This window comes from Phytomonospora sp. NPDC050363 (assembly GCF_040655735.1).
Taxonomy (GTDB): Bacteria; Actinomycetota; Actinomycetes; order Mycobacteriales; family Micromonosporaceae; genus Phytomonospora.
This window is the reverse complement of sequence record NZ_JBFAKK010000030.1, coordinates 1-26,335: the sequence shown is the minus strand read 5'-3', so window position 1 is coordinate 26,335 and position 26,335 is coordinate 1. Positions and strand designations below refer to the sequence as shown.

Genomic DNA, 26,335 nt, shown 5'->3' with positions numbered 1-26,335 from the left:
ACCCCCACCAAGGACTCCGTCCCTGGACCCTGCTGGGGCGCTGCCCCAAACCCCGCCAGGAACTCCGTCCCTGGACCCGGACCTGCGCCTGGGTTCGGCGTCGTGGGGATTTGGTGGCGCCTCTACACCGCCCGCAGGTACTGCTCCGGCACCCGCACGTCTCCACCGAGCACCCTTGCCGCCGTGCGTACCCAGTTGGGGTCGCGCAGCAGTGCCCTTCCCAGGAACACCGCGTCGGCTTCACCCGTCGCGACGATCTCCTCGGCTTGCCCCGCCTCGGTGATCAGGCCCACCGCGCCGGTCGCCAGGCCCGTTTCCGCCTTCACCCTCGCCGCGAACGGCACCTGGTACCCCGGTGCCGTCGGAATGTGCACGCCGGTGGCGTTGCCGCCGCTGGAGACGTCCATCAGGTCGACCCCGTGCGCCTTCAGCTCGGCGGCCAGGTTCACCGTGTCCTCCGGGGTCCAGCCGCCTTGTGCCAGCCAGTCCGTCGCCGAGACGCGGAAGAAGACGGGCAGCTCGTCGGGCCACTCGGCTCGCACGGCGTCGGTGATGTCGAGGGCGAGGCGGATGCGCTTCTCGAAGGATCCCCCGTAGCCGTCGGTGCGGTGGTTGGCGTGGGGCGACAGGAACGAGCTCACCAGGTACCCGTGGGCGCCGTGGATCTCCACGACTTCGAAGCCGGCGAGGCGGGCGCGGCGGGTGGCGGCGGCGAAGTCGGCGACGATTCCCGCGATCTGCTCCTCGGTCAGCTCCTCCGGGATGGGGTAGCCGTCGGCGAAGGGGATGGGGCTGGGGCCCAGGGGGCGCCATCCGCCGGTGGTCACCGGTCCGCCGCCTTTCCAGGGGCGTTCGGTGGAGGCCTTGCGGCCCGCGTGCGACAGCTGGATCCCGGGCACGGCGCCCTGGGCGCGCAGGAAGGCCGTGATCCGCGCGAAGGCCTCGGTCTGCCGCTCGTTCCACAACCCGAGGTCGTAGGGGCTGATGCGGCCCTCGGGGCTGACGGCGGTCGCCTCGGTGAGGACCAGTCCGGCCCCTCCGACGGCCCGCGCGCCCAGGTGCGTCAGATGCCAGTCGTGTGGTGCACCGGTGTCGGGACCGTCGGGGAGGGCCGAGTACTGGCACATCGGCGCCATCCAGGCGCGGTTGGCGACGGTGAGGGAGCGAAGGGTGATCGGTTCGAACAGCGAGGTCACGCGGGCAAAGGTAGCGCGAAGGGGCCGGACGGCAACGCCGTCCGGCCCCTGTCCCCTCGCCGCCGAAGGTGTCAGTTCGCGAGCATCTCGGCCATGCGGTCGACGCGCTGCGCCAGGACCGGCTGCCGGTCGCCGAGCAGGACCCGGGCGAGGTGCGCGTGGGCCCTGATCAGGTAGGGGGTGACGACCCACCAGATGGCGAGGTAGCTCACGCCGGCCGGGATCCCGAAGGTCATCGCGGTGGTGGTGTCGTGGACGGTCATGAAGCCGGGGATGCCGAAGGCGGTCAGTTCGGTGCCCTCGGGCAGCCAGGCGAACCACACGAAGAGGCTCAGGGCGCCCATGCCGGCGGCGAAGATCGCCACGATCGTCGACAGGATGGCCACGCCGACGGTCGCGTTGATCAGCAGCCACGCCTGGTCGCGCCAGGTCTGCGGGTCGGCCAGCAGCGCGAGGAAGCGCTTGAAGTGGCCGCCGAAGCCGGGCGTGTCGGGCAGCTCGCGGTAGGGGCGGGCGATGCGGACGCCGTAGCGGGACCCGAACCACAGGCGGTGCATGTCGGTCAGGTGGCGGGTGAAGTAGATCAGCGTCATCGCGACCGGGATCCCGATCCACAGGACGGCCAGGCTCAGACCGGTGACCATGATGGAGAAGACGGCGGTGCCGAGGACGGCGATGGGAAGCAGGAAGAAGGCGGTGGCGAGCATTTCGAGACGGCCGGCCGGGCGGTCGATCCGGGTCGCGGCGGTGGGGTTCGTCATGCCTTCATGCTTCTCTGGAACCCTCGCGCGCACAGTGGGCCTAGATCTACCCCTAGGGGTTCGCAGCACCCCTATTCGCGTTCGCTCCAGCTAGTGACAGCCGATGTTACTGACGAGTAGGATCGATGCATGCGTGATGCGGTAATCGTTGGAGCGGTACGAACCCCTACCGGGCGTCGCAACGGCGCCCTGTCCGGAGTCCATCCGGTCGACCTGGCCGCCGAGGCCCTCTCCGCGCTGGTGACGCGCGCGGGAGTGGACCCGGCCCTGGTCGAGGATGTGATCATGGGCTGCGTCTCCCAGGTCGGTGAGCAGGCCTGGAACATCGCCCGCAGTGCCGTCCTGGCGGCGGGCTGGCCCGAGCACGTCCCGGGCACCACCGTCGACCGCCAGTGCGGTTCGAGCCAGCAGGCCCTGCACTTCGCGGCGGCCACCGTCATCTCCGGTCAGGCCGACGTCATCGTCGCCTCCGGCGTGGAGGCCATGAGCCGCGTGCCGATGGGCTCGTCGGTCAGCCAGGGCGCGGGCGCGCCCTTCGGCGACAAGGTGCGGGCCCGCTACACCGGGGTCGAGGGCGTCGCCGCCGACCAGCCGGTGCCCTTCAACCAGGGCGTCGGCGCCGAGATGCTCGCCGCGCGCTGGGGCCTCGACCGCACGACCCTCGACTCCTTCGCGCTGGAGAGCCACGCCCGCGCCGCGGCCGCCGCCGACCGCGGTGACTTCGACGCCGAGATCGTCCCGGTCGCCGGCCTGAAGGCCGACGAGGGCGTCCGCCGCGACTCGACCCTTGAGAAGCTCGCCGGCCTCAAGACCCCGTTCAAGGCCGACGGCGTGATCAGCGCGGGCAACGCCTCGCAGATCTCCGACGGCGCCTCGGCGGTGCTCGTCATGACCTCGCAGAAGGCCGCCGAACTGGGCCTGACCCCGCTGGTGCGGATCCACACCGCCGTCGTGGCCGGCTCCGACCCGGTCGTCATGCTCGACGGCCCGATCCCGGCGACCCGCAAGGCCCTCGACCGGGCCGGGCTGAGCATCGGCGACATCGGCGCCTACGAGGTCAACGAGGCCTTCGCGCCCATCCCGCTGGGCTGGCTCGCCGAGATCGGCGCCGACCCGGCGCGGATGAACCCCAACGGCGGCGCCATCGCGCTGGGCCACCCGCTCGGTGCGTCCGGCACGCGCCTGACGACCACCCTGGTCCACCACATGCGGGCCAACGGCATCCGCTACGGCCTCCAGACGATGTGCGAGGGCGGCGGCATGGCCAACGCCACCATCTTCGAGAACCTCGCCTGATCCAGTACGCCGAAACGGCCCTCACCGCATGCGGTGAGGGCCGTTCTCGCGTATCAACGCCGTGCACAGGCGGCGCGGCGCACGGAGGCGGCACTGTACGGCATCCGCACAGTGCACAGCGACGATCCGTGCTTACAAGCGTGTAGTTTTATCAACAGGGTTATCCACAAGCTGTGGATAACCTCACCCGTGATCCGCGGTCAACGCCAGCGGGACAGCACCAGGAGGCTGGCGACCAGGGCGCCGAAGCCCACGCCGATGTTCCAGTAGCCCCACGAGGCCACCGGGTACTCCTGCCGGGAGAGATAGAAGGTGACCAGCCACGCGATGCCGACCACGATCAGCACGACCGCCAGGATGGGCACCCACGTGGGGCTCGGCTGTTTGGTGGACTCGGCCGAGGTGGGGCGCATGTCCGCCGGGGTCGTGTAGACCTTCTTCTTACGTACGCGCGACTTAGGCACTTGGTATCTCCTCGCTGACCTTCGCAGGCCAGCTTAACCGGGACTGAGAGGGTTGTGGGGTGGCCGGCAGCCCGGCTTTTCAGAAGAGCTTACCGGGCGAGGGTGTCGCGGCGGTGTAACGATGTGGGGGGATGGGACGTTTTGGCGCTCGGAGACCGATCCGCTGCGGCACACCGCGCAACCGGGACCCCCCTCCTTCTCGTTAGCCTGGTAGCGAGGGATTGGCGAGGGTGGATGTGAGCGAGTACACGGGTGGTTCCCGGCGGCGTGGACGCCGCCTCGGCTGGGCCGCCACGCTGCGGCTGGCGGCGCGGCGTGTCCGCCGTGCCCTGCGCCCCCACCGGGGCGAGCGGCGCCGGAGGGGCTGGGGCATGGCCGTGCCCGCCGTGATGCTGTCGGCCGGTCTGCTGTTCAGTGCGACCGCGACCGCCGCCCGCGGCACCGACCTGCGCGTCGACGACAGCGTCCAGTTGCGCGAACTGATCGCGCAGCGCGCCGAGGAGATCGCCCGCGAGGACGAGGTCGCCCGCGACCTGCGCGGCCAGAACGAGGCGCTCACCGACGGCCTCGCCGGCGGCGACGACGAGATCGCCGCCGAACGCGACCGCGCCGAGGCCGAGCTCGGGCCGGCCGGAATGACCGCCGTGCACGGCCCCGCGCTCATCATCGGCCTCGACGACGCGCCCCGGCGCGGCGACGGCGTCCTGCCGCCCGGCGCGACCGTCGACGACGTCGTCGTCCACCAGCAGGACGTCCAGGCCGTGGTCAACGCGTTGTGGGCCGGCGGAGCCGAGGCGATGACCATTATGGACGTCCGGGTGATCTCCACGAGCGCGGTACGCTGCGTGGGTAACACGTTGCTGTTGCACGGCCAGGTCTACTCGCCGCCGTTCGTCATCGCCGCCATCGGACCCGCCGACCGGATGCTCCAGGCGCTCGACGCCTCGCCCGGTGTGGCCGCCTACCGGCAGGCCGCCGAGGACTTCGGCCTCGGATACGACGTCCGGCAGGAGCCCGACCGGGTCATGCCGGCCTACGACGGCTCGCACGAGCTGACCAACGCCGAGCCGGTGCGATGACCCGGCCGACGACGACGAGGGGGCACACGTGACGACGTACGGGCAAGGCGGCCAAGGCCGCGCCCGCGTGGCCAAACCAGCCCGAAGAGGCGCCGCGGACCTCGTTCCCGGCCCCGACGAGACCACCCTCCTTCCTGTCATCTCCGACGACGACCCCCTGCCCCCCGAGGAGGCGACCGGCCGCAAGAAGCGCCGGGCCGTCCGCCGCCACCGCGACGCGGGTTCGGCGGGTTCGGGCGGGGGCCGCAAGACCTTCGGCGACTGGGTGCGCACGGTCATCCGGGGCTTCGGTGAACTGTTCATCACCCTCGGCGTGATCATCCTGCTCTTCGCCGCCTACGAGATCTGGGGCAAGACCGCCGAGATCAACGCCCACCAGGACGACCTGAGCACGCAGCTGGAAGAGACCTGGGAGCAGAACCCCGCCGCCGAGCCGCTCACCGGCGACGCGATGGCGCGCCTGTACATCCCCAAGATCAAGGACCGGCCCTGGACCATCGTCGAGGGCACCGAGTGGGACGACATCAAGGACGCCCCCGGTCACTACTCGAAGAGCCAGGACCCCGGCCAGAAGGGCAACTTCGCCGTCGCCGGGCACAACGTCCCGGCGATCTTCCGGCACCTGTACGACCTCAAGGCCGGCGACAAGATGGTCGTCGAGACCGGGGAGAGCTTCTTCGTCTACGAGGTCACCGAGACCGACATCGTCGATCCTTACGCCGTCGAGGTCATCGCGCCCGTCCCGGGCAAGATCGACTCGAAGAAGAAGGACGCCAAGGACGCGATGATGACCCTGACGACCTGCTACCCCTGGTACGACAACACCAGCCGGTGGATCGTCTACGGCAAGCTCGTCGACGAGCTGCCCCGCAGCGAGGGCATCCCGCCCGTGGCAACGGAGAAGTGATGTACGGCTTCATCTGGCGCAAGCTCCCCTTCGGGATCCCGGGCAAGATCGGCGGGATGCTGATCCTGCTCGGCGGGATCGGCGCGCTGCTGTGGTTCTTCGCCTTCCCGCGCCTCGAACCGCTGCTGCCCTTCGACGACTCGCAGATCAGCGACGCCCCGACCGAGGAGATGGACCCGAACAACCAGATCCCCGACGAGGAGCCGTCCGACCCGCCGCTGCCCGAGGACGAAGAGGGCGACGGCGGCGGTTCGGGGGGCGGCGACCTCCTGCCCGGCGGCTAGCCGGTGCCGAAGGTCCTCGTCGTCGACAACCGCGACTCGTTCGTCTACACGATCATCGACTACCTGCGCACCCTCGGCGCCGACTGCGAGGTCCGCCGCGCCGAGACCGTCCGGGCCTGTGACGTGCGGGTTTCCCGCGCCGACGGGGTCCTGCTGTCGCCCGGCCCGGGGCGCCCCGACGAGGCTTCGGCGTGCCGCGAGATCCTCGCCGAGCACGCCGGCGCGGTGCCGATCCTCGGCGTCTGCCTGGGGCATCAGGTCATCGCCGAGGCATACGGCGCGCGGGTCGTGCGGGCCGGTGCTCCTGTGCACGGGGAAACCGCGACCCTCACCCACGACGGGACCGGCGTCTTCACCGGGTTGCCCGACCCGTTCACCGTCACGCGCTACCACTCCCTGACCGTCGACCCGGCCACCGTCGCCGGCCCGCTGCGGATCACCGCGACGACCGACGACGGGGTGGTGATGGGCCTGCGGCATGAGGAACTGGCCGTCGAGGGCGTGCAGTTCCATCCCGAAGCCGTGCTCAGCGAACACGGGCACCGGCTGCTCGGGAACTGGGTCGCGGCGCTCTTAGGCGCACGATGCCGGAGACGAAGAAGCGGGCGACCCCAGGGCCGCCCGCTTCTCTCATGTCCTATTCCCCGTCAGGCGGGGGGCTGGGCGACCCGCTCGACGAGGAGGTCTGGGTTTCCTCCTGGACGGTGAGCTGGATCGTCGCGTCCTTCTTCACCTTCTCGCCCTCGGCCGGGCTCTGGCCGATGACCGAGCCCTCCTGGAAACCGGGCTCGTTGCCGGTCTGGTCGTCGAGACTCCCGGTCCAGCCGAGCCCGTTGAGCTTCGTGCGGGCCGCATCGATCGACAGCTCGCCGACCAGGTCGGGCATGAAGAACATGTTGCCCCTGGAGAGCCTGACGACGACCGTCCCGCCCTCTTCGATGCCCTCGCCCGACTTCGGGTCGACGCCCACGACGGTGTTCGCGGCTTCGGTGCTGTCAGCGTCCTTGAAGTCCGGCACGAGGCCGACCTTCTGCAAGGCCGCCTGGGCCTCGTCGCGCGTCATCCCGACCAGGTCCGCCGGCACCTTCGTCATCGACGGACCGCCGCCGATCGACAGCTTCACCTCGGAGCCCTCGTCGGCCTTCGTGCCGCCGCTGGGGTCCTGCGCGACGACCTTCCCCTTCTGGTCCTTCTCGGAGGGGACGGTGGTCTGCGTGGGCCTGAACTTGGCGTTGGTGAGCGCGGACGCCGCGGCCTCGTACTCCTGACCCATCACGTCCGGCACGGCGATCTGCTCCGGCCCGCGACTTTGCAGGTAGAGACCGATCCCCAGCGCCAGCGCCGCCGCCACGCCGAACGCGACCAGCGTCCAGGCGAGGGCGTTGGGCTTCTTCTTGCGGGGAGCGACGGCGGCGGCCGGGGCCACGCGCGTCGAATCCGACGGGAGGGGGGACGCGCCGATGATCGCGGTGCGATCGGCGTCGGTCATCACCGAGGGCGCCAGCACCGGGCGGCCGGCGGCGGCGCGCTGGAGGTCGGCGCGCATCTCCCCGGCGCTCTGGTAGCGGTTCGCCGGGTTCTTCGCGAGCGCCTTCATGATGATCGCGTCGACGGACGGCGGGATGTCGGGGTTCTGCTCGCTGGCCAGCTTGGGCTGCTCGCGGACATGCTGGTAGGCGACCGACACCGGGTTGTCGCCGGTGAACGGCGGGTTCCCGGTCAGCAGCTCGTAGAGCACGCAGCCGGTGGCGTAGACGTCCGAGCGGGCGTCGACGGTCTCACCGCGCGCCTGCTCCGGCGAGAGGTACTGGGCGGTGCCGATGACCGCCGAGGTCTGCGTCATCGTCGCCTGGCTGGAGGCCATGGCCCGGGCGATGCCGAAGTCCATGACCTTGACCTCGCCGGTCGGCGTGATCATGACGTTGCCGGGCTTGATGTCGCGGTGGATGATCTGGTGCTTGTGGCTGAAGTCGAGCGCGGCGCAGATGTCGGCGGTGATCTCGCAGGCGTCCCTCGGCCCGACCGGGCCCTCCGCGACGATCAGTTCCTTCAGCGTGCGACCGGGCACGTACTCCATGACGATGTACGGAACCGCGTTGGGAGCACCGGGCTCGCGCTCCTCGCCGGTGTCGTAGACGGCGACGATGGACGGGTGGTTCAGCGACGCGGCGTTTTGCGCCTCACGGCGAAACCGCATCTGGAAGGTCGAGTCCCGGGCAAGGTCGACGCGCAGCATCTTGATCGCCACGTCCCTGCCGAGACGGGTGTCGAGTCCTCGGTGCACCTCGGCCATACCCCCGTAGCCGAGGATTCCGCCGACTTCATACCTGCCGCCGAGGAGGCGGGCCTGCGCCGTCATGTCGTCAAAGTCCTTGCCTGTACTTGGCGTGGTCGGGTGCGTGTCTGTCAGTTCTTGCAGAGTTGCCCCAGGATGCAGCTGCCGTTCGGATTCGGGTTGCCGCTGCCGCCGGGATCACCGGATGCTCCTGGATTGGGCTGCACGTTGCTGGTCTTGACGCTGATCGGAGTGTCCTTGGCGATGCCGGCCCCGTTGGGCGTCACGTCGGTGACCCATCGGCCGAGGCCCACGGCGGTCACATTGGTGAAGCCGAGCTGCTGCAAAGCGGCCAACACCTCCTGTTTCGGCTTGCCCACGTACAGGGCCGCGTCGATAGCCGCGGTGTCCCCATTGTCCACCGTTGACTCGTTCGTCGTGGGCTCTCCGCCATTACCTCCGGGGTCTTCGTCGCCGTTGTTGGCCAGGGCGACGATGAGTCCGACGGCGATGAGCACCAGTGCGAGCGCGCCCGCTGCGAGCATCGCGTACAAACCAACACGTTTCGACGGCGCCTTTGGTGGCAGTTGCATGCCGATCTTCGTGGCGTCGTCGTCGAGGCCGCGCCCGGGAGGGGGCTTGGCGGCGGCGGTGTAACCGGCCGTCGCGGGGTTTCCCGGGACGCCGGGGCTGACCGGGACGGGCGAGGTCGCCTGGTCGCCGGACGCTGCCCGCGCGGCGTCGGCGAACTCCTGCGAACTCGGGAAACGTTGGCCGGGGTCCTTCGACATGGCCCGCTCGATGACCGTGAGGACCGCCGGGGGCGTGTCCGGGGGCAGCGGCGGGGGCGTGTCGCGGGCGTGGCGCATGGCCAGTTCGAGAGGGTTGTCGCTGTCCCAGGGACGGCGGCCCATCAGGCACTGGTAGGCCACGACGCCCAGCGAGTACTGGTCCGACTGGGGCGTGGCGGGCAGGCCGTTGGCCTGCTCGGGGGAGATGTAGGCGGCGGTGCCCAGGACGGAGCCGGCCATGGTCAGGTTCGTCGACTGGGCGCTGCGGGCGATGCCGAAGTCGGCCAGCAGGACCGTTCCGTTCGGCTTGACCATGAGGTTTCCCGGCTTGACGTCGCGGTGGATGATCCCCGCGCGGTGCGCCTCGTCGAGTGCCTCGGCGGCCTGCGCCATGAGCACCATCGTGTGCGCGGGGCTCAGCCGGCCCTGCGTCTGGAGGACCTTCGAGAGCGCCTCGCCCTCGATGAACTCCATCACCAGGTAGGCGGCCTTGCCGCCGCCGTCGAGTCCCGACTCGCCGTAGTCGTAGACACGGACGATGTTGTGGTGGGAGAGGGTCGCCACGACCCGTGCCTCGGCGCGGAAGCGCTCGGCGAAGCCCGGGTCCTCCATCAGTGACGGAAGCAGGATCTTCACCGCGACGGTGCGGCCGAGCACGGAGTCGGTGGCCTTCCACACGTCGCCCATGCCGCCCGACGCGATTCGCGAATCGAGTCGGTAGCGGCCGCCGAGCATGGTGCCCGGACTCAGCATCTCGTCCCTCCCAGGGGTGTCGCGTGCTTCATTTGCCGAGGGCGGCCTTCATGACGTTCCCGGCGATCTCGGTGGCCTCGCGGCTGCCGCCGTCACCGGCGGACTCGAGGAACACCGCGACGGCGACGGCGGGTTTGCCGTCGGCGCCCATGGCCCATCCAGTGAACCACCCGTGCTCGGCCGCGCCCGTGCCGTGCTCGGCCGTGCCCGTCTTGCCGCCGACGATCACGCCGTCGATGGCGGCGTCCTTGCCGGTGCCGTTGGTGCCGCTGACGACCTCGCGCATCATCGTCTGGAGACCGGTGGCCACCTCGGCGCTCACCGACTCGTTGAGCTCGTCGGCGGTGGTGCGCTCCAGGGTGGTCTGGTCGGGGCTCTGCAGCTCCTTGATCAGGAAGGGCGCCATGCGGTTGCCGCCGTTGGCGATCGCCGCCGAGACCATCGCCATCTGGAAGGGCGTGGCCGCGACCTCGTTCTGGCCGATGCAGGACTGCGCGAGGCGGGCCTTGTCGCCGAGGTCGCCGGTGGTGCTGGCGACGACGGGCAGCGGCGTGAGGTAGTCCTCCTCGAAGCCGAACGCGGTCGCCATCTCGCGGATCTTGTCGCCGCCGAGGGTGTCGACGCACAGCTTCGCGAAGGTCGTGTTGCACGAGCGCGCGAAGGCCTCCTTGAGCGGAAGCTGCGCCTCGGCGCACTGGTCGTTGCTGTTGCGGATGACGTGCGTGGTGTCCGGGGGCGAGTAGGCGTTGCCGGCCGGGACCATGGTGTCGGGCGTCATCCCCGACTTGAGCGCGGCCGCCGAGACGATGACCTTGAAGGTCGAGCCGGGCGGGTACCGGTCGGAGGCGCTGCGGTCCAGCATGGGCTTGGACGCGTCGTTGTTGAGCTCGGTCCAGGATTTCGACACCGCGTCGCGGTCGTGGTTCGCGAGGAGGTTCGGGTCGTAGGACGGCGAGGTGTACTGACCGAGGATCGCGCCGGTCTTCGGGTCGAAGGCCACCGCGGCCCCGATGCTGTTGCCGATCCCCTTGGCCATGGCCTCCTGGACCTTCGGGTTCACGCTCAGGATCACGTTCCCGCCGGCCGGCTCGCGGCCGGTGAAGGTGTCGGTGATCCGGTCGACGAACAGGCGGTCGTCGGAGCCGGAGAGCACCTCGTTCTCGGCGCCCTCGATCCCCGAGGCGCCGTAGTCGAGCGACTTGAAGCCGGTGAGGTTGGCGTACAGCGGGCCGTTGGCGTACTCGCGCTGGTACTTCAGTTCGCCCTCGGTGGCCACGCTCGTGGCGATGGCCTCGCGGTCGGCGAGGATCGCCCCGCGCTGGCGGCTGTACTCCTCCTGGGTGACGCGGGTGTTCGCCGCGTGGGTGGCGTAGAAGTCGTTCTGGACGAACTGGACCCAGGTCAGGTTCCCGATCAGCAGCGCGAAGAGCGCGATCGCGACCATCGCCACGCGTCGCATGGGGGCGTTCACAGCTTGATCACCTCCGTGGGTGCGTGGTCGAGACGGTCGGGTTTGGCGGGACCGGTGCCTCCGCCGGGGACCGGGGCCCCCGCCGCCGGAGGACGGCGGGCGGTGTCGGAGATCCGGATGAGCAGGGCGATGACGAGCCAGTTCGCCAGCAGCGAGGAACCGCCGTAGGACAGGAACGGCGTCGTCAGACCGGTCAGCGGGATCAGCTTCGTCACGCCTCCCACAATGACGAACACCTGCAACCCCATGGTGAACGCCGCACCCGCGGCCAGGAGCTTGCCGAAGGCGTCGCGGACCATCAGGCCGGCCTTGATGCCCCGGCCGATGATCATCATGTAGACCAGCAGCATCGCCGTCGTGCCGATGAGGCCGATCTCCTCACCGAAGCCGGTGATGATGAAGTCGCTGGACGCGTAGGGCACCTTCTCGGGCTGGCCCTGTCCGGGCCCGGTGCCGAAGAGACCGCCGGTGCCCATGCCGATCAGGCCCTCGACGAGCTGGTCGCTGCTCGGCCCCTCCTGGGCGTGGTAGAGGGACCAAGGATCGGCCCAGATCGCCACGCGGGTCTGGAGGTTCTCGAACAGCGAGTGCGCCAGGACCGCGGCCCCGACGAACAGGCCGAGGCCGATGACGATCCAGCTCGTGCGCTCGGTGGCGATGTAGAGCATCGACACGAACAGGCCGAAGTACATCAGCGAGGTGCCGAGGTCCTTCTCGAAGACCAGGATGAGGATGCTGGCGCCCCAGACGGCCAGGACCGGCGCGAGGTCGCGGCCGCGGGGGAAGACCATCCCGAGGATCTTCTTGCCCTCAAGGGACAGCACCTCCCGCTTGCGCACGAGGTAGTACGAGAAGAACGACAGCAGCAGCAGCTTGGCGAACTCGCTCGGCTGGACCGAGAAGGCGCCGAAGCGGATCCACAGCTTCGAGCCGTTGACCTCGGAGATCGAGGCCGGCAGCACGGCGGGCAGCGCGACCAGGATCAGGCCGGCCAGGCCCAGCGTGTAGGCGTAGCGCGACAGGATCCGGTGGTCCTTGAGGAACCCCAGGACGAGCGCGAACAGGATGATCGCGATGACCACGTACCAGTACTGCCGGATGCCCTGCCCACTGAACAGCGGCACCTCGGCGCGGCCGGCGGCGGTGGCCAGATCGGGCCGCAGGATGTTGTCGTAGGGGTCGTTGACCAGGTCGAGGCGCCGGATGAACACCACGCCCATCCCGGTCAGCAGCGCCGCGCACGGCAACAGGATCGGGTCGGCGTACGGCGCGAAGGCCCGCACGAGCACGTGCGCGATCAGGAACGGGATCGACAGCAGCAGCGGCAGCATGAACACCGAGCTGGTGACCTGCTGGGTCAGCGCGATGTCGCAGGCCGCGTAGAAGCCCATGATGATGAGCAGGGCGAGCAGCAGCAGGGCCAGCTCGGTGCCGCGCCTGGTGCGGCGGCGGGACCCTGAGGTGGCCCCCGTGGGGCCCGAAACGGACACGGACGCGGTCACTCAGAATCCCCCACTCTGAAAACGGGTTTGACCGGTGGTGAGCGGACCGCCGCACAGGGTGACGACACCGGCGGGGTCCGGGAACGGCGCGCGTGGCACGCCGGCCCGTTCCCGCCCGGAGCGCACGCCCGGGGCGGCGCGCTCAGTCACCTGTACGGCAGTTCTCGTCGTCGCCGGGGGCCGAGCTGGCACCGTTCGCCGGGGTCTCCGAGCCCGAGGGCTGGGGAGCGGGCGTCGGGCAGAGCTCGAGAAGGTTGGGGTTGCTGGGGTCCGCGGAGGTGAGCTGGCCGAGGATCTCGCGGGCCTTGGCCAGGCTGTCGGCGGTGATGCCCTGCTCGACGTTGGCGCGCGCGACGTCGTTGAGGTTGTCCAGAGGCGTGTCCGACTCCAGCTGGAGCGAGGAGAAGGACAGGCCGGCGACCGTTCCGGGCACACCGCGGTAGATCGCGACGTTGCCCGAGGGGCCCTCGCCGACGTAGTACTGCGACTGCACGTAGAGGTAGCTGCCGGTGGCCAGGACGCCGAGCGCGAGCACGACGATCAGGGTCCACAGCAGGGTGCGGCGACGGCCCCGGCGCGGGGTGTCGGCGCCGTCCTCGTCGTCGTCACCGGCGTCCTCCTCGCGCGCCACGGCCGTGGCGGCGGCCGCGCGGGCGGCCGGGCTCGACGGGTCGGCGGAGGTGACGCTGCCCCGGTCGCGCGCGGCGGCGCCGCCCACGATCGGCTGTCCTTCGAGGATGTCGGCGTCGGTCACGTCGGCGACGATCACGGTGATGTTGTCCGGGCCGCCGCCGCGCAGCGCGAGCTGCACGAGGCGCTCGGTGGCCTCTTTGGGGTCGGCGAAGTCCGAGAGCGTCTGCGCGATCGTCTCGTCGCTGACCACGCCGGACAGGCCGTCGCTGCACAGGAGGTAGCGGTCGCCGGGCAGCGGGTCGAAGGTCGAGGCGACCGGGTCGAGGTCACCGGTGCCCAGCGCTCGCATGATCAGCGAGCGCTGCGGGTGGACGCTGGCCTCTTCGGGCGTGATGCGGCCTTCGTCGACGAGCATCTGCACGTAGGTGTCGTCGCGGGTGATCTGGTCGAGGACGCCGTCGCGGAAGCGGTAGGCTCGCGAATCACCGATGTTGATCAAGCCGATGGTGCTGCCGCCGAACAGGAACGCGACGAGGGTCGTGCCCATGCCCTCCATGTGCGGGTTCTCGTCGACGGTCTCGCGGATGCGTTCGTTGGCCGCGAGCGCGCCCTCGGCGAGCGCCTGCGCGAGGTCGCCGCGGGGGACGTCCTCGTCCAGTGTGGACAGGGTGGCGATGGCGATGTTGCTCGCCACGTCACCGGCGGCCATGCCGCCCATCCCGTCGGCGACGGCGAGCAGCCTCGGTCCCGCGTAGACCGAGTCCTGGTTGCCGTCGCGAATCAGGCCGCGATCGGATTGCGCGGCGTAACGCAGAGTCAAAGTCATGGGCGCAGCTCGAAACTGGTGCGGCCGATCCTGATCGGAACACCGAGGGGGACAGGAGTTGGTCCGCTGACCTTAGCGCGATCCAGGTAGGTCCCGTTGGTCGAGCCGAGGTCGTCGATGTACCACTGCCCGTTCCGCGGCACCAGTTGCGCGTGGCGCGTGGAGGCGTAGTCGTCGTTGATGACCAGGGTGGAGTCGGGCGCGCGGCCCATCGTGATGACGGCTTCCCCCAAGGAGACCGAACGTCCCTTGAGCTCGCCGGCGGTCACGACGAGGTGCCGGGCGACCTTGGCGCGTTGGGCGCGGCGTCCGCCGGCGGCGGAGCCGACCGACGGTGGCGCGGCGACCGGTGAGCCGCCGCGCGAACCCGCGTAGGAGTCCTGCCGGATCGTGCGCGCCACGGCGAACACGAACACCCACAGGAGAAGAAGGAACCCGAAACGGGTGACCGTGAAGACGATCTCGGGCACGTCCGCGGTCTCCGCTCTATTGGTCCAGGTGCAAGGTCAAGGAGGTGGTGCCGAGCTGGATCACGTCACCGGGACGGATCGAGACCGTTGTGATGCGCTGACCGTTCACCATAGTCCCGTTGGTCGACCCGAGGTCGGTCACCAGGACCTGAGTTCCGTCGTAGTCGACTCGGGCGTGTCGGCGCGAGATTCCGACGTCCGGGAGACGGATCTGGGCCTGCTCGCCGCGTCCGATGGTCGTCTGTCCCATCGCCACGGCGTACTGGCGTCCGTCGCCGGAGATCAGCTTCGCGCCGGCCGGGGTGCCCATCGGCGGTCCGCCGGCGGGCGGGCCGTAGCCGGCCTCCTGCGGGGGGCCGTAGGCGCCGGCGGGCTGTGAACCGTCCCCTGTGGAGACTTCGGCGGTCACCCGGAACATGCCGGTGTCGAGGCCGTCGCCGCGTTCCACCTCGACGATGACGTCGCCGTACACGGTCCAGCCGTGTTCGCCGATGTACTCCGCCTGCGACTGGGCCAGCTCCTGTGCCAGCGCGGCCGCGTATGGGGCGAGACGATCGTGGTCACCGGCCGAGAGGTCGATGACATAACGGTTGGGCACCAGGGTGCGTCCGCCCGCCAAGATGGCCTTGTGCGCTTCGGCTTCGCGCTGCATGGCGCTTGCCACCTCGACGGGGTGCACAACGCCTTTGAACATCTTGGCGAAGGCACCCTCGAACATGCCCTCCAACCGCTTCTCAAAGCGTTGCAGAACGCTCACCGGCTCCTCCTGTCGTGTCCGAGACCTTGATGGTATCGGGCGCTGTCACACGGGGCGGGGGCAAGCATACGGTTTGTGCTATTCTTTCGCGGCCGCCCCACGTGACGACGCTGGTCACGCTTGCTCGTCGACGGGGGTGAGCCGTCGACATCTCAGCCGTCAGGTTAGACTTTCGGCGCTCGGCACCGTTCGTCGGGACGGCCATGTTTTTTCACTCGGTCGTCTGTTAAGGACGTGCCGGTTCGTATCCTGCAGGCCTTGAGGGGTAACCCGCTTGGAGCCCGCGACCCGGGACTGCTAATCTCAGTCCCGCTCCACTGCTCCTCACAGAGCAGGGGAGACCACTTCCTGGGGGAGTGGCGGAATGGCAGACGCGCATGGTTCAGGTCCATGTGTCCGAAAGGACGTGGGGGTTCAACTCCCCCCTTCCCCACCAGCGAGAACCCCGGCTTCGGCCGGGGTTCTCCTCGTTTCGGGTTCTTCTCGCCGACGTGACGCTGATCTCGCTCATCCGCTTTTCTCTTCGGCGTGTTCGACCGCCCAGGCCGCCAGTCCGGCGAGGTGGCCGAGCAGCGAGCGGCCCTTGGCGGTCAGCGCGTACTCCACACTCGGCGGGTTGGTCGGGTGGACCGTCCGGTTGACCAGTCCGTCCGACTCCAGCCGGCGCAGCGTGCGGGTCAGCATGCGCTGGCTGATGCCCTCGATGGAGCGTTCCAGGTCGTTGAAGCGGCGCGGACGGTCGCGCAGCACCGACAGCAGCAGCAGCGTCCAGGTGTCGCCGACCCTGCGCATGACCGCGGTCACCGGGCAGGCCTCGTACTCGTTTCGCGGCACCGGGTCGGGCAGGACGTGTGTGAGCAGGAGAGGAACATCGCTGTGCGTACCGGACATGAAACTGCCTCCTTGTGCGCCCGGGCGGGCGCGCTCACGATCGCTCCATGACCGACGATACGCAGACCGGCACCCGCACCATCGTGATCAGCGGCGGCACCGACGGCATGGGCCGCGCCCTCGCGCTGGGCCGCATCGCGCGCGGCGACACCGTCGTGGTCATCGGCAGCAGCCCCGGCAAGGGCGCCGCCCTCCGGCGGGAGGCGGGCACCGACCGGCTGGTGTACCTGCGCGCCGACCTGACCGGCATCGCCGAGAACCGGCGGGTCGTCGCCGAGATCACCGGGCGGTTCCCCGCCGTCGACGCCCTCGTGCTGTTCGCCAACCGGCCCACCAAGGTCCGCAAGGAGACCGCCGACGGCCTGGAGTCGGTCTTCGCGCTCTACTACCTCAGCCGCCACCTGCTCTCCCACGGCCTGCGTCCGCTCCTGGAGTCCGCGCGCGAGCCCGTGATCGTCAGCGTCGCCGGGGTCGGCAACACCGCCGGCGCCGTGCAATGGGAGGACATGCAGCTCAAGGGCAGGTTCGGCACGGTCCTGTCCCAGTTGCACGGCGGGCGCGCCACCGACCTGCTCGGCGTCGCCTTCGCCGAGCGGACCGCCGGGAGCGTCCCCTTCCTCATGTACCACCCGGGTTTCACCCGCAGCGGCGACACGTCCTTCCTCAACCCGGTCCTGCGGATCGTGATGCGCGGGATGCAGGTCTTCGCCAACCCGGTCGCGAAGTCGGTCGCGCCGATCCACGGGTGGATCGAGAGCCCGCCGCGGGAGGCGCTGACCGCCATCGACCGCGGGAATCCCGTCGACTTGTCCGTGAAGACCCTCGACCCGGCCGACGCGCGGCGGCTCGACGAGTACACCGAAGAGCTGTTGAGGACCGTATCCGTCCGCAAGGGCTCCTAGTGTCGAGAGCATGACCGTCCTGACCGGCCGCACCCTCAACCGCACCGCCCTGGCCCGGCAGCTGCTCACCGAACGCGCCGGGCTCGACGCCGTCACGGCCGTCGAACGGCTCGCCGGGCTACAGGGGCAGGAGGCCAACTCCCCCTACCTGAGCCTGTGGGCGCGGCTGGAGGGCTTCGGCCAGGCCGAGCTGACCGCCGCGCTGGAGGACCGCCGGGTCGTGCGCTCCTCGGTCCTGCGCGGCACCCAGCACCTGGTCACCGCCGGCGACTTCGTCTGGATGCGGCCGCTCGTGCAGCCGCTGATGGCCCGGATCATGAAAGGCGGCTTCGGGCGCGACCTGGCCGGCGTCGACCTCGACGAGCTGACCGCGCTCACCCGCGAGACGATGGCCGGGCGGACCCTGACCCGCCCGAGACTGCGCGACGAGCTCCTCGTGCGCTGGCCGGGGGTCGCGCCGATCGCGCTGGCCTACGCCGCGCAGGCGCTCGTCCCGATGATCCATCCGCCGCCCAACGGCACCTGGAACCGGGGCGGGGCGACGCCGTTCACGCTCGCCGAGGAGTGGCTCGGGCGTCCACTGTCGACCGAGCCGAGCCGCGCGGCGCTGGTCGAGCGCTACCTGCGCGCCTTCGGCCCGGCGAGCGTGAAGGACGTGCAGACCTGGTCGGGGCTGACGCGGCTCAAGGAGGTGGTGGCCGGCATGGACCTGCGCGCCTACCGCGACGAGTCCGGCCGCGAGCTGTTCGACGTGCCCGACGGCGAGCTGTCCGAAGTGGACGAGGTGCCGGTGCGGCTGCTGCCCTACTTCGACAACCTGATCGTCGCCTACGACGACCGTTCGCGGCTGATGAGCGCCGAGATCCGCAAGAGGGTGTGCGTCGGCGCGGTCATATATCCGACCGTCCTGGTCGACGGGAGGGTGCGTGCGATGTGGGACCTCGTCGACAAGCGCCACCTCCGCGTCGAGACCTTCGGCGTCCTGCCCGGGCGCGACAAGGCGGCGGTGCGGGCCGAGGCGGAGTCAATGCTGGAGTTCATGGGCCTGGCCGGCGGCGAGGTCGTCTTCGCCGAGGCGTCCTGACCTCGATCGCAGCCACCAGGCCACGGACGCGGCGCAGGTCGCGGGCGGGGTCGGCGAACTCGGCGGAGAGGTGGCCGGCGGCCTCCCGGCCGGCGAAGAAGAGCACGCCGACGGCGTCGAGGATCCCTGCGGCGCCGTGGGGTGCGAAGGAGTGCATGCCATCCCCGTCGACGGCTCGCCACGCGCAAGGAGATCGCGCGCTTTCTTCGAGCGGACCCAGAACCCCGTCGTCGAGCGCCTGGTCTAGACGACCACGGCCCGCGCGCCGACCGGGGTCGCCCGCAGGCCCCGGATCAGGTCCCGCACGGCGGCGGTGGAGGCCATGGCAGGGGAGACGACGTAGCCGACCACGCGGCTCGGCGCGTCGGGTCCCAGGTCCTGGGCGGTGATCCCGCCCGGCGCACCCCGCAGCGACAGCTCCGGCACGATCGCCATGCCCATGCCGGCCGCGACCATCGACAGGACCACGCCGTCGTCCTCGGCGGTGACCGTCGCCGTCGGCAGCCAGTCCTGCTCGCGCCACCAGCGCCGGGTGTACGAGGAGCAGTTCTCCGCCCAGTCGATCAGCGGCAGCCCGCGCGGCCCGGCGGCGCCGGCGGGGTGGACGAGCACGTAGCGCTCGTCGAAGAGTTTCCCCGTCAGCACGTCCTTCGGGATGGGGTAGGTGTCGGGGTTGAGGGTGGCGATGCCCAGGTCCGCGCGGCCCTCGGCGACCTCGCCGGTCGTGCCTGCGCCGACCTCGCGGACGATGTCGACGCGCGGCGACAGCTCCGGGTGCCGGGAGCGCAGCAGGTCGAGCACGCCGGGCAGGATGTGCACGGCGGCGCTGCGGAAGGCGGCGATGCGCACGGTCCCGGTGAGTTGGCCGCCGGCGGCCGCCGCGCGCGCCTCGGGGCCCATCGTGTCGAGCAGCCGCAGGATGTGGCGGGCTTGGGAGACGGCCCGCACGCCGGCGTCAGTCGGCGCGGCGCCCTGCCTGCCGCGTGTGAACAGGACCACGCCGAGCTTGCGTTCGGCGGTCCGCACCGCGTGGGAGACGGCCGACTGGGTGAGGCCGAGCCGGGCCGCACCGGCGCCGAAGCCCTGGGCCTCGGCGACCGACACCAGCACGCGCAGCTCGTGGGGGGCGAGTTCGGAGGTGGTCACCCGGCAAAGCTAGCTCGCGACATGAGCGTCGCTCATGGATTATCGGCGTCCATCGACGGTGACCCCTGATACATGTGCGCGAAAACCGATACCAATGAGGGACCGCTGGAAGGAGCGCCCCCCGATGAGTATCGCCACCACCGTTCACCAGGCACGTCGTCCCGTCGGCCTGCCCACGCCCGAAGACTTCGCGTTCGTGCGCGGCCCGCTGCCCGAGGTGGGGCCGGGCACCGCCCTCGTGGAGAACCTGTACCTGTCGGTCGACCCGTACATGCGCGAGGCGATGGACTACCAGGGGTGGCAGGGCGGCAATGAGCTCGGCACGCCTCTCGAAGGGCGCTCCATCGGGCGCGTCATCGCCTCGAAGGCCGAAGGGCTCACCGAGGGCGACGTCGTGTTCCACCGCAAGGCGTGGCGCACCCACGCCCTGGTGACGCCTGCGGAGGCCGGCGTCCTGCCCGGCTGGGAGGGCGTCGACATCCGGACCCGGCTGAGCCTGCTGGGCGGCACCGGGCTGAGCGCCTACGTCGGCCTGACCCAGGTCGCGCGGCTCCAGCCCGGCGAGGACGTCTTCATCTCGGCGGCGGCCGGCGGGGTCGGCACCGCCGCCGGGCAGATCGCGCGGCTGCTGGGCGCCCGGCGCGTGATCGGCAGCGCCGGGTCGGCGGCGAAGGTCCGTCACCTCGTCGACGACCTCGGATTCGACGCCGCCTTCGACTACCACGACGGGCCGGTGGGGGCGCAACTGGCGAAGGCGGCGCCCGAGGGCATCGACGTGTTCTTCGACAACGTCGGCGGCGACCACCTCGAAGGCGCCATCGACGTGCTGAAGGCGCATGGCCGCATCGCGTGGTGCGGGGCCGTGGCCCAGTACAACGACCTGAAGAACCCGCCGCCGGCGCCGCGCAACCTCTACGACGTGGTCTCCAAGAGCCTGCGGCTGGAGGGTTTCCTCGTTCGCGAGTACAACCACCTGCAGGGCGAGCTGGAGGACTTCCTCGTGCCGCACCTGCGGTCGGGCGCGCTGAAGGCCGACGAGACGGTCGTCGAGGGGATCGACAACGTCGTGTCGGCCTTCATCGGTGTGCTCAAGGGCGAGAACCTCGGCAAGATGATCGTGGCGCTGTGACGGCTGGGGCCGGGAAACCGCCCGGTCCCGCCCGTCAGACCTGCTTGAGGATCCCGCCGTCGAGGAGCACGTCGGCGCCGCTGAGGTTGTTGGGCGACAGCAGGAACGCCACCGTCCGGGCGACCTCCTCGGGCGTGGTGAGCCGGCCGGTGTCGGGGGCCATGCGCTCCAGGGCTCCGGCGACGAAGGCGTCGTGCGGGATCCCGAGGGAGTCGGCGACGACACCGCTGAAGCCGGCCGGGTCGGTCCACACGCCCGTGCTGACCGGGCCGGGGGAGACGGTGTTGACCCGCACGCCCTGGGGGCCGAACTCGGCGGCGAGGACCTTGCCGAGCGCGGTGAGCGCGGACTTGGAGACGTTGTAGGCGATCGGGCCGTCGCCGGGGACCCGCGCGCCGATCGAGGAGATGTTGACCAGCGCGCCCTTGCGCTCGACGAGTCCGGGAAGGGCGGCGCGGCTGACCCGCAGCGCACTGTAGAAGTGCAGGTCGAAGTTGTGCGTCCAGGCCGCCTCGGGCAGGTCGAGGAAACCCCCGAGGGCGAAGTCGCCCATGTCGCCGATGCCGACGTTGTTGACCAGGATGTCGATGCCGCCGAGTTCGATCGTGGCCCGCTCGATGAGCTCGGTGGCGCCCTCGGGGGTCGACAGGTCGACGGTGACCGGCACCGCCGCGGTCTCTTTGAGTTCCGGGGTGATGCCGCGCGAGCCGGTGACGACTCGTACGCCCTCGGCGATGAGGGTGCGCACGACGGCCAGGCCGATGCCCTTGCTGCCGCCGGTGACGACGGCGGTCTTGCCGGCGAGTCCGAGATCCATGACGAGCTCCTTATTTGAACTAGGGGTACAAAATTCGGATGGAGCAGAGCCCCGGCCTGCGGGCCGGGGGTCCGGCTACAGGGCCGCGATGGCCGCGTCGACGATCGGGCGCAGCGAGGCGGGGTCGGTGGTCGTCTTCATCAGCACCCGCAGGCCGACGAGCGTGGCGAACAGGTGCGCGGCCAGGATCCGCGGGTCGCGGTCGGGGCTGATCTCGCCGTCACGGCGGGCGCGTTCGAGCACCTCGCGCAGTTCCCGCTCGGTGCGGGCGAACATCTTGCGCACGATCTCGGCGGCCTGCTCGTCGACGGTGGCCAGCTCCGCGGCGGTGTTGACCGCCAGGCAGCCGTCCTGGCCGGCGTTGGGGAGCGGCGCCGGGTCGACGGTCGCGTCGAAGATGCGCCGGACGCGCTGGCGCACCGGACCGGGTTCCTCCATCAGCTCGGTGAACTGCCGCGCCGCGCTGTCGGCGTAGCGGCGCAGGGCGGCCAGGAACAGGTCGTGCTTGCCGCCGAAGGTGTTGTACAGGCTGCCCTTGCCGATGCCGAGCTCGTCGACGAGGTCCTGCGGGGTGGTGCCCGCGTAGCCCTTCGACCAGAAGGTGCGCATGGCGCGGTCGAGCGCGACGTCGGGATCGAACTGCTTGGGACGGCCCATGGCGGCAAACCTAGCCGATAATTGACCTAGCGGTCCAGTATCGGCGCTGTGACGCCGGTCATCGGGGTTTCCCGCTCGGCAGACCGAGATTCCCGGCGATCTCGGCCAGGGCCAGACGGAACTCCCCGGCGCGCTCTCCGAGCCCGTCGAGCAGTTCGGACTCGATCGCCGCGGCCGACTCCGCGCACAGCGCGAACAGTCGCCGCCCCTCGGCGGTCACCTCGATGACCTGGCGGCGCCGGTCGCCCGGATCGCGCTCGCGCCTGACCGCGTCCGCCGCCTCAAGGTGGTCGAGGAGGCCGACCATCAGGCTCGGCGCCACGCCCATCGACTGCGCCAGCTCCTGCTGCGAGATGCCCGGGAACAGCAGCAGCGCCTGAAGTACTCCGGCGTGCTTGGGCTTGAGGTCGTGGGCGGCGACCGCCCGGGTGAAGCGCTCGGTGACCACCGCGCCGACCGTGCCCAGCTGAAAGGTCGCCGTGCTCGCCAGTGCCTCGGGATCCATGTCTGTCACGACGACCATGCTACAGTTCGAAAATCATTCAGCTCGTGAATGATTCATTGAGAGAATGGATATCGCCGTGGCACTGACCGCCACCCCCGCCCTCGCCTTCCGGCCCGGCCGCGTTCTCGTCACCGTCAACCTCGTCGCCGCCTTCCTCTCCACCGGCGCCGCCGTCCTCGCCCTCTTCGACCCCGGAGTGCTCGGCGCGCCCGCCGTCGACTCCTGGCTCGCGCTCTACGCCCAGGCCTACGCCGCCCGCTCCATTCCGCTCGGCCTCGCCGTCGGCGCGGTGCTCCTCGTCGGCGGCCTGCGCGCACGCCCGGCGGTGCTGGTCACCCTCACCGTCGCCGGGCTCGCCCAGGTCGGCGACCTCGCGATCGGCGCCGCCCAGGGCATCCCGGGGATGATGGCCGGCTCGGCGATCGGCGCCGTCGCGCACCTCGCGTCGGTCGCCGTGCTGGCACGCCGCCGATGACGGCGGCGGCCCCGGCTCCCCATCCGAGAGCCGGGGCCGCCTGGGCACGCGGGATCAGTTGCCGTTGGAGGGGGCGAACTGCTCGATCGGGAAGGAAGGTCCGGCCGAGCGGGCGAGGTTGCGCACCGCGGCGACCTCGTCGAACATCTTGCGGCCGAGGACCGCGTGGGCCTTCACCGCCGGGTGCGTGCCGCCGTAGTTGCCCGAGTCGGGCAGGGCGTCGGCGAACATCGCGTAGGTCAGCGTCGGGCGGCCCGAGGAGTCGAAGATGACCCCGGCCTCGTGGCGGCGGTCGTCGTCGGCGCCGTACTTCGTGGCGACCCGGGAGCGCTCGGCCGAGGACATGTCCCTGCGCACGCCGTCGTGGTAACCGCTGAGCCCGCGCAGCACGCCGACCATGAAGTTGGTCGAGCGCGTCGACAGCAGCGTCCCGCCGACGAGCATGCGCAGCAGCAGGTTCATCTCGTTGGGCGTGGTCTTGCCCAGGAAGAAGCGGTTGGGGCCCGAGCCGGGCTCGACGCGGGTGTAGGTGAACCCCTTGCTCGCCAGGATCGCGTTGGTCTCGTCGGTGCCGCACACCGATCCGCACAGCCGCACGCAGGTGTTGTCGGAGACCAGCAGGAGCGTGGTGAGGAAACCCGCGATCGTGATCTGGTCGCCCCACACGGTCTGCAGGAAGTACATGCCGCTGCCGCTGAGCATGAGGTCGGACGACAGGGTGACCTTCTGGTCGAGCTGGAGGAGGCCCCGGTCGACCTTGTCGAGGACGGCCGTGGCGACCGCGAGCTTCTGGACGCTCGCGCCGTCGATGACCTTGTCGGGGTCGTCGGTGATGATCGAGGTCCAGGTCCCGGCCGCGTCGACCTTGGTCACCTTCGTGTACCAGTTGCCGCCGGCGGCGGCGGTCTGCGCGTTGTATGCCTCTTTGAGGGTGGCGGTGGACGCCGCGGCCGGAGCCGAGGTGCCGATCGTGGCCGCCAGGGCGCCGCCGACGCCGAGACCGAGTGCCTTACGCCTATTGAGATTCACTCACGTCAGCCTAGGGAAATCGATCTCCGGACACAGCATCGAAGATCCACAAGGGACGGAGCCGAAGTCTGTCCGCTTCGTGTACAACCTCCCGGCTCCCCCGAACGGTTGAGATACTGATCCGCATGAGCGACTCATACCTACCCATGCCCGACGACTGGCACCGCGCGCTGGCCATCGTCGCCCACCCCGACGACATGGAATACGGCGCCGCCGGAGCCGTCGCACGCTGGACGGGCGAGGGCCGCGAGGTCGCCTACGTCATGGTCACCCGCGGCGAGGCGGGCATCGACGGCATCGCGCCGGACGAGTGCGCCCCGCTGCGCGAGGCCGAGCAGATCGCCAGCGCGGCCGTCGTCGGCGTGAGCACCGTGGAGTTCCTCGACCACCGCGACGGCGTCGTCGAGGCGGGACCGGCGCTGCGCCGCGACCTCGCCCGCGCGATCCGCCGTCACCGGCCCGAGCTCATCATCACCCTCAACCACCGCGACCACTGGGTGCCGGGGACCTGGAACAGCGCCGACCACCGCGCCGTCGGGCAGTCCGTCCTCGACGCCGCCGGCGACGCCGGGAACCGCTGGATCTTCCCCGAACTCGTCGAAGAGGGCCACGAACCCTGGGGTGGCGTGCGATGGGTCGCGCTGGCGGGCTCGCCGCAGTCGGGGCACGCCCTGGACGTCACCGCGACGATCGACGCGGCCGTCGCCTCGCTCGCCGAGCACAAGGCCTACATCGCGGCGCTCTCGGAGGCCGAACCGGCCGCGTACGCGCGGGAGCTGCTGACCACCTTCGGCCGGTCCAGCGGGGAGCGCTTCGACTGCGAGTTCGCCGCCCCCTTCGAGCTCATCTCGATGTGAGCGCGATGCCGCAGAAGGCCTCGACGATCGGGTCGGCGTCGGCCTGACGACGGGAGACGGTCACCGCGGTGTCGGCTCCGCCGGGCAGTTCACGCCGCTCGACGCCGGCGAGGGGAACGCTCTTCGGGGCGATGGTGACGGCGAGGCCGGCGGCGACGAAGGCGATCAGGGTCGGCCACTCCGTCGCCTCGTGGCCGACGCGGGGGGTGAACCCCGCCGCGCGGCACACGCCGAGGATGCGGTCGTGGAACGCCGCGCCCGCCGAGGCCGGGAACAGCGCGAAGGTCTCACCGGCCAGCCCGGTGGGCACCTCGGTGATCCGGCTTCCCCTCGGCAGGACGGCGACGAGTGGTTCGCGCGCGATCGTGCGGACGGTGATGCCGGGCGAGGGGGTCGCGTCGCGTCCGACGCCGACGTCGATGAGCCCGTCGCGCAGGGCGTCGGCCTGGGGATCGGTGGTCATCTCGCGAATGTCGAGGACCACACCGGGGTGGGCGGCACGGAAGGCGCGCACCATCGGCGGCAGGAACGAGGCGGCGAGGGACGCCGCCATGCCCACCCGCAGGCGCCCGGCCTCACCCCTGCCCTTGCGGCGGGCCGCGTCGAGACCGTGGGCGACGAGGTCGAGGGCGGCCCTGGCGACCGGTAGCAGCTCGCGGCCGGCGGGCGTGAGGTCGACGCCCTTCGCGTGCCGCTTGAACAGCGGGTAGCCGACGCGCGCTTCAAGGCGCTGGATCTGCTGGCTCAGCGGCGGCTGCGCGATACCGAGCCGCTCCGCGGCCCGCCCGACGTGGCCGGTCTCGGCGACGACGAGGAAGACCCGCAGCTGCCGGAGCTCCACCTCGGGAAGATCCATAGCTTCGAGCGTATCAAGATTTCATCGTCGGCGTATTGGACGTATGGAACGGTCGCTGGCTAGCTTCACGCCATGCAGAGCAGACGCGCCATCCTCTCCGGCTCCACCTTCGAAGAACAGATCGGCTACGCCCGCGCCGTCGTCGACGGCGACTGGGTCCACGTGTCCGGCACGACCGGCTTCGACTACACGGAGATGACCATCTCCGACGACGTCGTCGAGCAGGCCGAGCAGTGCCTGCGCAACATCGGCGCCGCCCTCACCGAGGCCGGCGCGGACTTCGCCGACGTCGTGCGCGTCCGGTACATGCTCCCCGACCGCGCGGACTTCCCGAAGTGCTGGCCGGTGCTGCGGGCGCGTTTCGCCGAGGTCCGGCCGGCCGCGACGATGCTGGAGTGCGGCCTGGCCGACCCCCGGATGCGGATCGAGGTGGAGGTGACGGCACATCGGCGGGAGTGCCCTTGAGGTCTGCCCCGCAGACCGGTTTGCACAGAGTCGATATCCCTGTATGGTCTGCCGTAC

At 70.6% G+C, this 26,335-nt stretch carries 28 protein-coding genes and 1 tRNA gene; 12 read left to right on the top strand and 17 right to left on the bottom strand.

Annotation, left to right across the window (positions count from 1 at the left end):
* Positions 1–122: 122 nt before the first annotated feature.
* Positions 123–1,196, bottom strand: a complete 1,074-nt coding sequence (locus AB0I28_RS39070; RefSeq protein WP_357501186.1) for an NADH:flavin oxidoreductase/NADH oxidase — start codon at positions 1,194–1,196, stop codon at positions 123–125.
* A gap of 71 nt (positions 1,197–1,267) precedes the next feature.
* Positions 1,268–1,957, bottom strand: coding sequence for a sensor domain-containing protein (locus AB0I28_RS39065; RefSeq protein WP_357501185.1), 690 nt, complete (start codon positions 1,955–1,957; stop codon positions 1,268–1,270).
* 129 nt (positions 1,958–2,086) lie between these two features.
* Between AB0I28_RS39065 and AB0I28_RS39060 the strand changes: the two genes are divergently transcribed.
* Positions 2,087–3,253, top strand: coding sequence for an acetyl-CoA C-acyltransferase (locus tag AB0I28_RS39060; RefSeq protein WP_357501184.1), 1,167 nt, complete (start codon positions 2,087–2,089; stop codon positions 3,251–3,253).
* Between the two features lie 200 nt (positions 3,254–3,453).
* On the opposite strand, the gene AB0I28_RS39055 is transcribed toward AB0I28_RS39060, so the two are convergent.
* Entirely contained in the window at positions 3,454–3,717 is a 264-nt protein-coding gene (locus tag AB0I28_RS39055) for a cell division protein CrgA (protein WP_357501183.1), read from the bottom strand.
* Between the two features lie 236 nt (positions 3,718–3,953).
* On the opposite strand from AB0I28_RS39055, the gene AB0I28_RS39050 reads away from it, so the two are divergent.
* The 4 genes from AB0I28_RS39050 (at position 3,954) to AB0I28_RS39035 (ending at position 6,695) form a co-directional block, all read left to right on the top strand.
* The gene (locus AB0I28_RS39050; protein WP_357501182.1) at positions 3,954–4,796 is read left to right on the top strand and encodes a DUF881 domain-containing protein; all 843 of its coding nucleotides are present in this window, start codon (positions 3,954–3,956) and stop codon (positions 4,794–4,796) included.
* 67 nt (positions 4,797–4,863) lie between these two features.
* On the top strand, positions 4,864–5,703 hold the full coding sequence (locus AB0I28_RS39045; protein ID WP_357501181.1) for a class E sortase: 840 nt from the start codon (positions 4,864–4,866) through the stop codon (positions 5,701–5,703).
* Positions 5,703–5,987: a hypothetical protein gene (locus AB0I28_RS39040; RefSeq protein WP_357501180.1), complete on the top strand. Its 285-nt coding sequence runs from the start codon at positions 5,703–5,705 to the stop codon at positions 5,985–5,987. Before AB0I28_RS39045 ends, AB0I28_RS39040 begins: the two co-directional genes overlap by 1 nt.
* A 3-nt stretch (positions 5,988–5,990) precedes the next feature.
* Complete coding sequence (locus AB0I28_RS39035) at positions 5,991–6,695, top strand: aminodeoxychorismate/anthranilate synthase component II (RefSeq protein WP_357501179.1); 705 nt, start codon at positions 5,991–5,993, stop codon at positions 6,693–6,695.
* Here the strand turns inward: AB0I28_RS39035 and pknB are convergent.
* The 7 genes from pknB to AB0I28_RS39000 all read right to left on the bottom strand — a co-directional run bounded on the left by pknB (position 6,625) and on the right by AB0I28_RS39000 (position 15,465).
* Entirely contained in the window at positions 6,625–8,346 is a 1,722-nt protein-coding gene (gene pknB / locus AB0I28_RS39030; RefSeq protein ID WP_357501178.1) for a Stk1 family PASTA domain-containing Ser/Thr kinase, read from the bottom strand. The two genes, AB0I28_RS39035 and pknB, sit on opposite strands and share 71 nt — an antisense overlap.
* Positions 8,347–8,393: 47 nt before the next feature.
* A complete protein-coding gene (locus AB0I28_RS39025) occupies positions 8,394–9,806 on the bottom strand; it encodes a serine/threonine-protein kinase (RefSeq protein ID WP_357501177.1) in 1,413 nt (470 codons plus the stop codon).
* A gap of 28 nt (positions 9,807–9,834) precedes the next feature.
* The gene (locus AB0I28_RS39020; RefSeq protein WP_357501176.1) at positions 9,835–11,277 is read right to left on the bottom strand and encodes a penicillin-binding protein 2; all 1,443 of its coding nucleotides are present in this window, start codon (positions 11,275–11,277) and stop codon (positions 9,835–9,837) included.
* Positions 11,274–12,779 carry an FtsW/RodA/SpoVE family cell cycle protein gene (locus AB0I28_RS39015; RefSeq protein ID WP_357501175.1) on the bottom strand — a complete coding sequence of 502 codons (1,506 nt, stop codon included), beginning with the start codon at positions 12,777–12,779 and terminating at the stop codon, positions 11,274–11,276. Before AB0I28_RS39015 ends, AB0I28_RS39020 begins: the two co-directional genes overlap by 4 nt.
* A 142-nt stretch (positions 12,780–12,921) precedes the next feature.
* Positions 12,922–14,238 (bottom strand): PP2C family serine/threonine-protein phosphatase, encoded by a 1,317-nt coding sequence (locus AB0I28_RS39010; RefSeq protein WP_357501174.1) that lies wholly within the window; start codon positions 14,236–14,238, stop codon positions 12,922–12,924.
* Positions 14,235–14,708, bottom strand: a complete 474-nt coding sequence (locus tag AB0I28_RS39005) for an FHA domain-containing protein (protein ID WP_357501173.1) — start codon at positions 14,706–14,708, stop codon at positions 14,235–14,237. The genes AB0I28_RS39010 and AB0I28_RS39005 overlap by 4 nt, the downstream gene beginning before the upstream one ends.
* A gap of 16 nt (positions 14,709–14,724) precedes the next feature.
* Entirely contained in the window at positions 14,725–15,465 is a 741-nt protein-coding gene (locus AB0I28_RS39000) for a DUF3662 and FHA domain-containing protein (RefSeq protein ID WP_357501172.1), read from the bottom strand.
* Between the two features lie 350 nt (positions 15,466–15,815).
* Between AB0I28_RS39000 and AB0I28_RS38995 the strand changes: the two genes are divergently transcribed.
* A tRNA-Leu gene (locus AB0I28_RS38995) sits at positions 15,816–15,901 on the top strand.
* 71 nt (positions 15,902–15,972) lie between these two features.
* Here AB0I28_RS38995 and AB0I28_RS38990 read toward each other — a convergent pair.
* Positions 15,973–16,356: a helix-turn-helix domain-containing protein gene (locus tag AB0I28_RS38990; RefSeq protein WP_357501171.1), complete on the bottom strand. Its 384-nt coding sequence runs from the start codon at positions 16,354–16,356 to the stop codon at positions 15,973–15,975.
* Positions 16,357–16,403: 47 nt separating this feature from the next.
* Between AB0I28_RS38990 and AB0I28_RS38985 the strand changes: the two genes are divergently transcribed.
* Both AB0I28_RS38985 and AB0I28_RS38980 read left to right on the top strand, forming a co-directional pair.
* Positions 16,404–17,258, top strand: a complete 855-nt coding sequence (locus tag AB0I28_RS38985) for an SDR family NAD(P)-dependent oxidoreductase (protein WP_357501170.1) — start codon at positions 16,404–16,406, stop codon at positions 17,256–17,258.
* Positions 17,259–17,268: 10 nt separating this feature from the next.
* Positions 17,269–18,342, top strand: coding sequence for a winged helix DNA-binding domain-containing protein (locus AB0I28_RS38980; RefSeq protein ID WP_357501169.1), 1,074 nt, complete (start codon positions 17,269–17,271; stop codon positions 18,340–18,342).
* 243 nt (positions 18,343–18,585) lie between these two features.
* Here the strand turns inward: AB0I28_RS38980 and AB0I28_RS38975 are convergent, their stop codons facing one another.
* The gene (locus AB0I28_RS38975; RefSeq protein WP_357501168.1) at positions 18,586–19,488 is read right to left on the bottom strand and encodes a LysR family transcriptional regulator; all 903 of its coding nucleotides are present in this window, start codon (positions 19,486–19,488) and stop codon (positions 18,586–18,588) included.
* Between the two features lie 124 nt (positions 19,489–19,612).
* Here AB0I28_RS38975 and AB0I28_RS38970 point away from each other — a divergent pair, with 124 nt between their 5' ends.
* Positions 19,613–20,617, top strand: a complete 1,005-nt coding sequence (locus AB0I28_RS38970) for an NADP-dependent oxidoreductase (protein ID WP_357501167.1) — start codon at positions 19,613–19,615, stop codon at positions 20,615–20,617.
* Positions 20,618–20,651: 34 nt separating this feature from the next.
* On the opposite strand, the gene AB0I28_RS38965 is transcribed toward AB0I28_RS38970, so the two are convergent.
* From AB0I28_RS38965 to AB0I28_RS38955, 3 genes are all read right to left on the bottom strand, one after another.
* Positions 20,652–21,434 (bottom strand): SDR family oxidoreductase, encoded by a 783-nt coding sequence (locus AB0I28_RS38965; protein WP_357501166.1) that lies wholly within the window; start codon positions 21,432–21,434, stop codon positions 20,652–20,654.
* Positions 21,435–21,509: 75 nt separating this feature from the next.
* The gene (locus AB0I28_RS38960; RefSeq protein WP_357501165.1) at positions 21,510–22,091 is read right to left on the bottom strand and encodes a TetR/AcrR family transcriptional regulator; all 582 of its coding nucleotides are present in this window, start codon (positions 22,089–22,091) and stop codon (positions 21,510–21,512) included.
* Positions 22,092–22,149: 58 nt separating this feature from the next.
* A complete protein-coding gene (locus AB0I28_RS38955; RefSeq protein ID WP_357501187.1) occupies positions 22,150–22,596 on the bottom strand; it encodes a MarR family transcriptional regulator in 447 nt (148 codons plus the stop codon).
* A gap of 64 nt (positions 22,597–22,660) precedes the next feature.
* Between AB0I28_RS38955 and AB0I28_RS38950 the strand changes: the two genes are divergently transcribed.
* Positions 22,661–23,071, top strand: coding sequence for a hypothetical protein (locus AB0I28_RS38950; protein WP_357501164.1), 411 nt, complete (start codon positions 22,661–22,663; stop codon positions 23,069–23,071).
* Positions 23,072–23,125: 54 nt separating this feature from the next.
* Here AB0I28_RS38950 and AB0I28_RS38945 read toward each other — a convergent pair whose 3' ends face one another.
* Positions 23,126–24,100 carry a serine hydrolase gene (locus AB0I28_RS38945; RefSeq protein WP_357501163.1) on the bottom strand — a complete coding sequence of 325 codons (975 nt, stop codon included), beginning with the start codon at positions 24,098–24,100 and terminating at the stop codon, positions 23,126–23,128.
* Positions 24,101–24,225: 125 nt separating this feature from the next.
* On the opposite strand from AB0I28_RS38945, the gene AB0I28_RS38940 reads away from it, so the two are divergent.
* Complete coding sequence (locus AB0I28_RS38940) at positions 24,226–24,957, top strand: PIG-L deacetylase family protein (RefSeq protein ID WP_357501162.1); 732 nt, start codon at positions 24,226–24,228, stop codon at positions 24,955–24,957.
* Here AB0I28_RS38940 and AB0I28_RS38935 read toward each other — a convergent pair.
* Entirely contained in the window at positions 24,944–25,813 is an 870-nt protein-coding gene (locus AB0I28_RS38935) for a LysR substrate-binding domain-containing protein (protein ID WP_357501161.1), read from the bottom strand. The genes AB0I28_RS38940 and AB0I28_RS38935 overlap by 14 nt on opposite strands.
* 72 nt (positions 25,814–25,885) lie before the next feature.
* On the opposite strand from AB0I28_RS38935, the gene AB0I28_RS38930 reads away from it, so the two are divergent.
* Positions 25,886–26,278, top strand: a complete 393-nt coding sequence (locus AB0I28_RS38930; RefSeq protein WP_357501160.1) for a RidA family protein — start codon at positions 25,886–25,888, stop codon at positions 26,276–26,278.
* The last annotated feature ends 57 nt before the right edge of the window (positions 26,279–26,335 follow it).

Bases quoted from the DNA above. Each gene is read 5' to 3' on its own strand.
- AB0I28_RS39065 (WP_357501185.1), bottom strand. From the start codon at position 1,957: ATGACGAACCCCACCGCCGCGACCCGGATCGACCGCCCGGCCGGCCGT.
- AB0I28_RS39060 (WP_357501184.1), top strand. From the start codon at position 2,087: ATGCGTGATGCGGTAATCGTTGGAGCGGTACGAACCCCTACCGGGCGT.
- AB0I28_RS39040 (WP_357501180.1), top strand. From the start codon at position 5,703: ATGTACGGCTTCATCTGGCGCAAGCTCCCCTTCGGGATCCCGGGCAAG.
- pknB (WP_357501178.1), bottom strand. From the start codon at position 8,346: ATGACGGCGCAGGCCCGCCTCCTCGGCGGCAGGTATGAAGTCGGCGGA.
- AB0I28_RS39025 (WP_357501177.1), bottom strand. From the start codon at position 9,806: ATGCTGAGTCCGGGCACCATGCTCGGCGGCCGCTACCGACTCGATTCG.
- AB0I28_RS39010 (WP_357501174.1), bottom strand. From the start codon at position 14,238: ATGACTTTGACTCTGCGTTACGCCGCGCAATCCGATCGCGGCCTGATT.
- AB0I28_RS38990 (WP_357501171.1), bottom strand. From the start codon at position 16,356: ATGTCCGGTACGCACAGCGATGTTCCTCTCCTGCTCACACACGTCCTG.
- AB0I28_RS38985 (WP_357501170.1), top strand. From the start codon at position 16,404: ATGACCGACGATACGCAGACCGGCACCCGCACCATCGTGATCAGCGGC.
- AB0I28_RS38980 (WP_357501169.1), top strand. From the start codon at position 17,269: ATGACCGTCCTGACCGGCCGCACCCTCAACCGCACCGCCCTGGCCCGG.
- AB0I28_RS38970 (WP_357501167.1), top strand. From the start codon at position 19,613: ATGAGTATCGCCACCACCGTTCACCAGGCACGTCGTCCCGTCGGCCTG.
- AB0I28_RS38965 (WP_357501166.1), bottom strand. From the start codon at position 21,434: ATGGATCTCGGACTCGCCGGCAAGACCGCCGTCGTCACCGGCGGCAGC.
- AB0I28_RS38960 (WP_357501165.1), bottom strand. From the start codon at position 22,091: ATGGGCCGTCCCAAGCAGTTCGATCCCGACGTCGCGCTCGACCGCGCC.
- AB0I28_RS38955 (WP_357501187.1), bottom strand. From the start codon at position 22,596: ATGGATCCCGAGGCACTGGCGAGCACGGCGACCTTTCAGCTGGGCACG.
- AB0I28_RS38950 (WP_357501164.1), top strand. From the start codon at position 22,661: ATGGATATCGCCGTGGCACTGACCGCCACCCCCGCCCTCGCCTTCCGG.
- AB0I28_RS38940 (WP_357501162.1), top strand. From the start codon at position 24,226: ATGAGCGACTCATACCTACCCATGCCCGACGACTGGCACCGCGCGCTG.
- AB0I28_RS38935 (WP_357501161.1), bottom strand. From the start codon at position 25,813: ATGGATCTTCCCGAGGTGGAGCTCCGGCAGCTGCGGGTCTTCCTCGTC.
- AB0I28_RS38930 (WP_357501160.1), top strand. From the start codon at position 25,886: ATGCAGAGCAGACGCGCCATCCTCTCCGGCTCCACCTTCGAAGAACAG.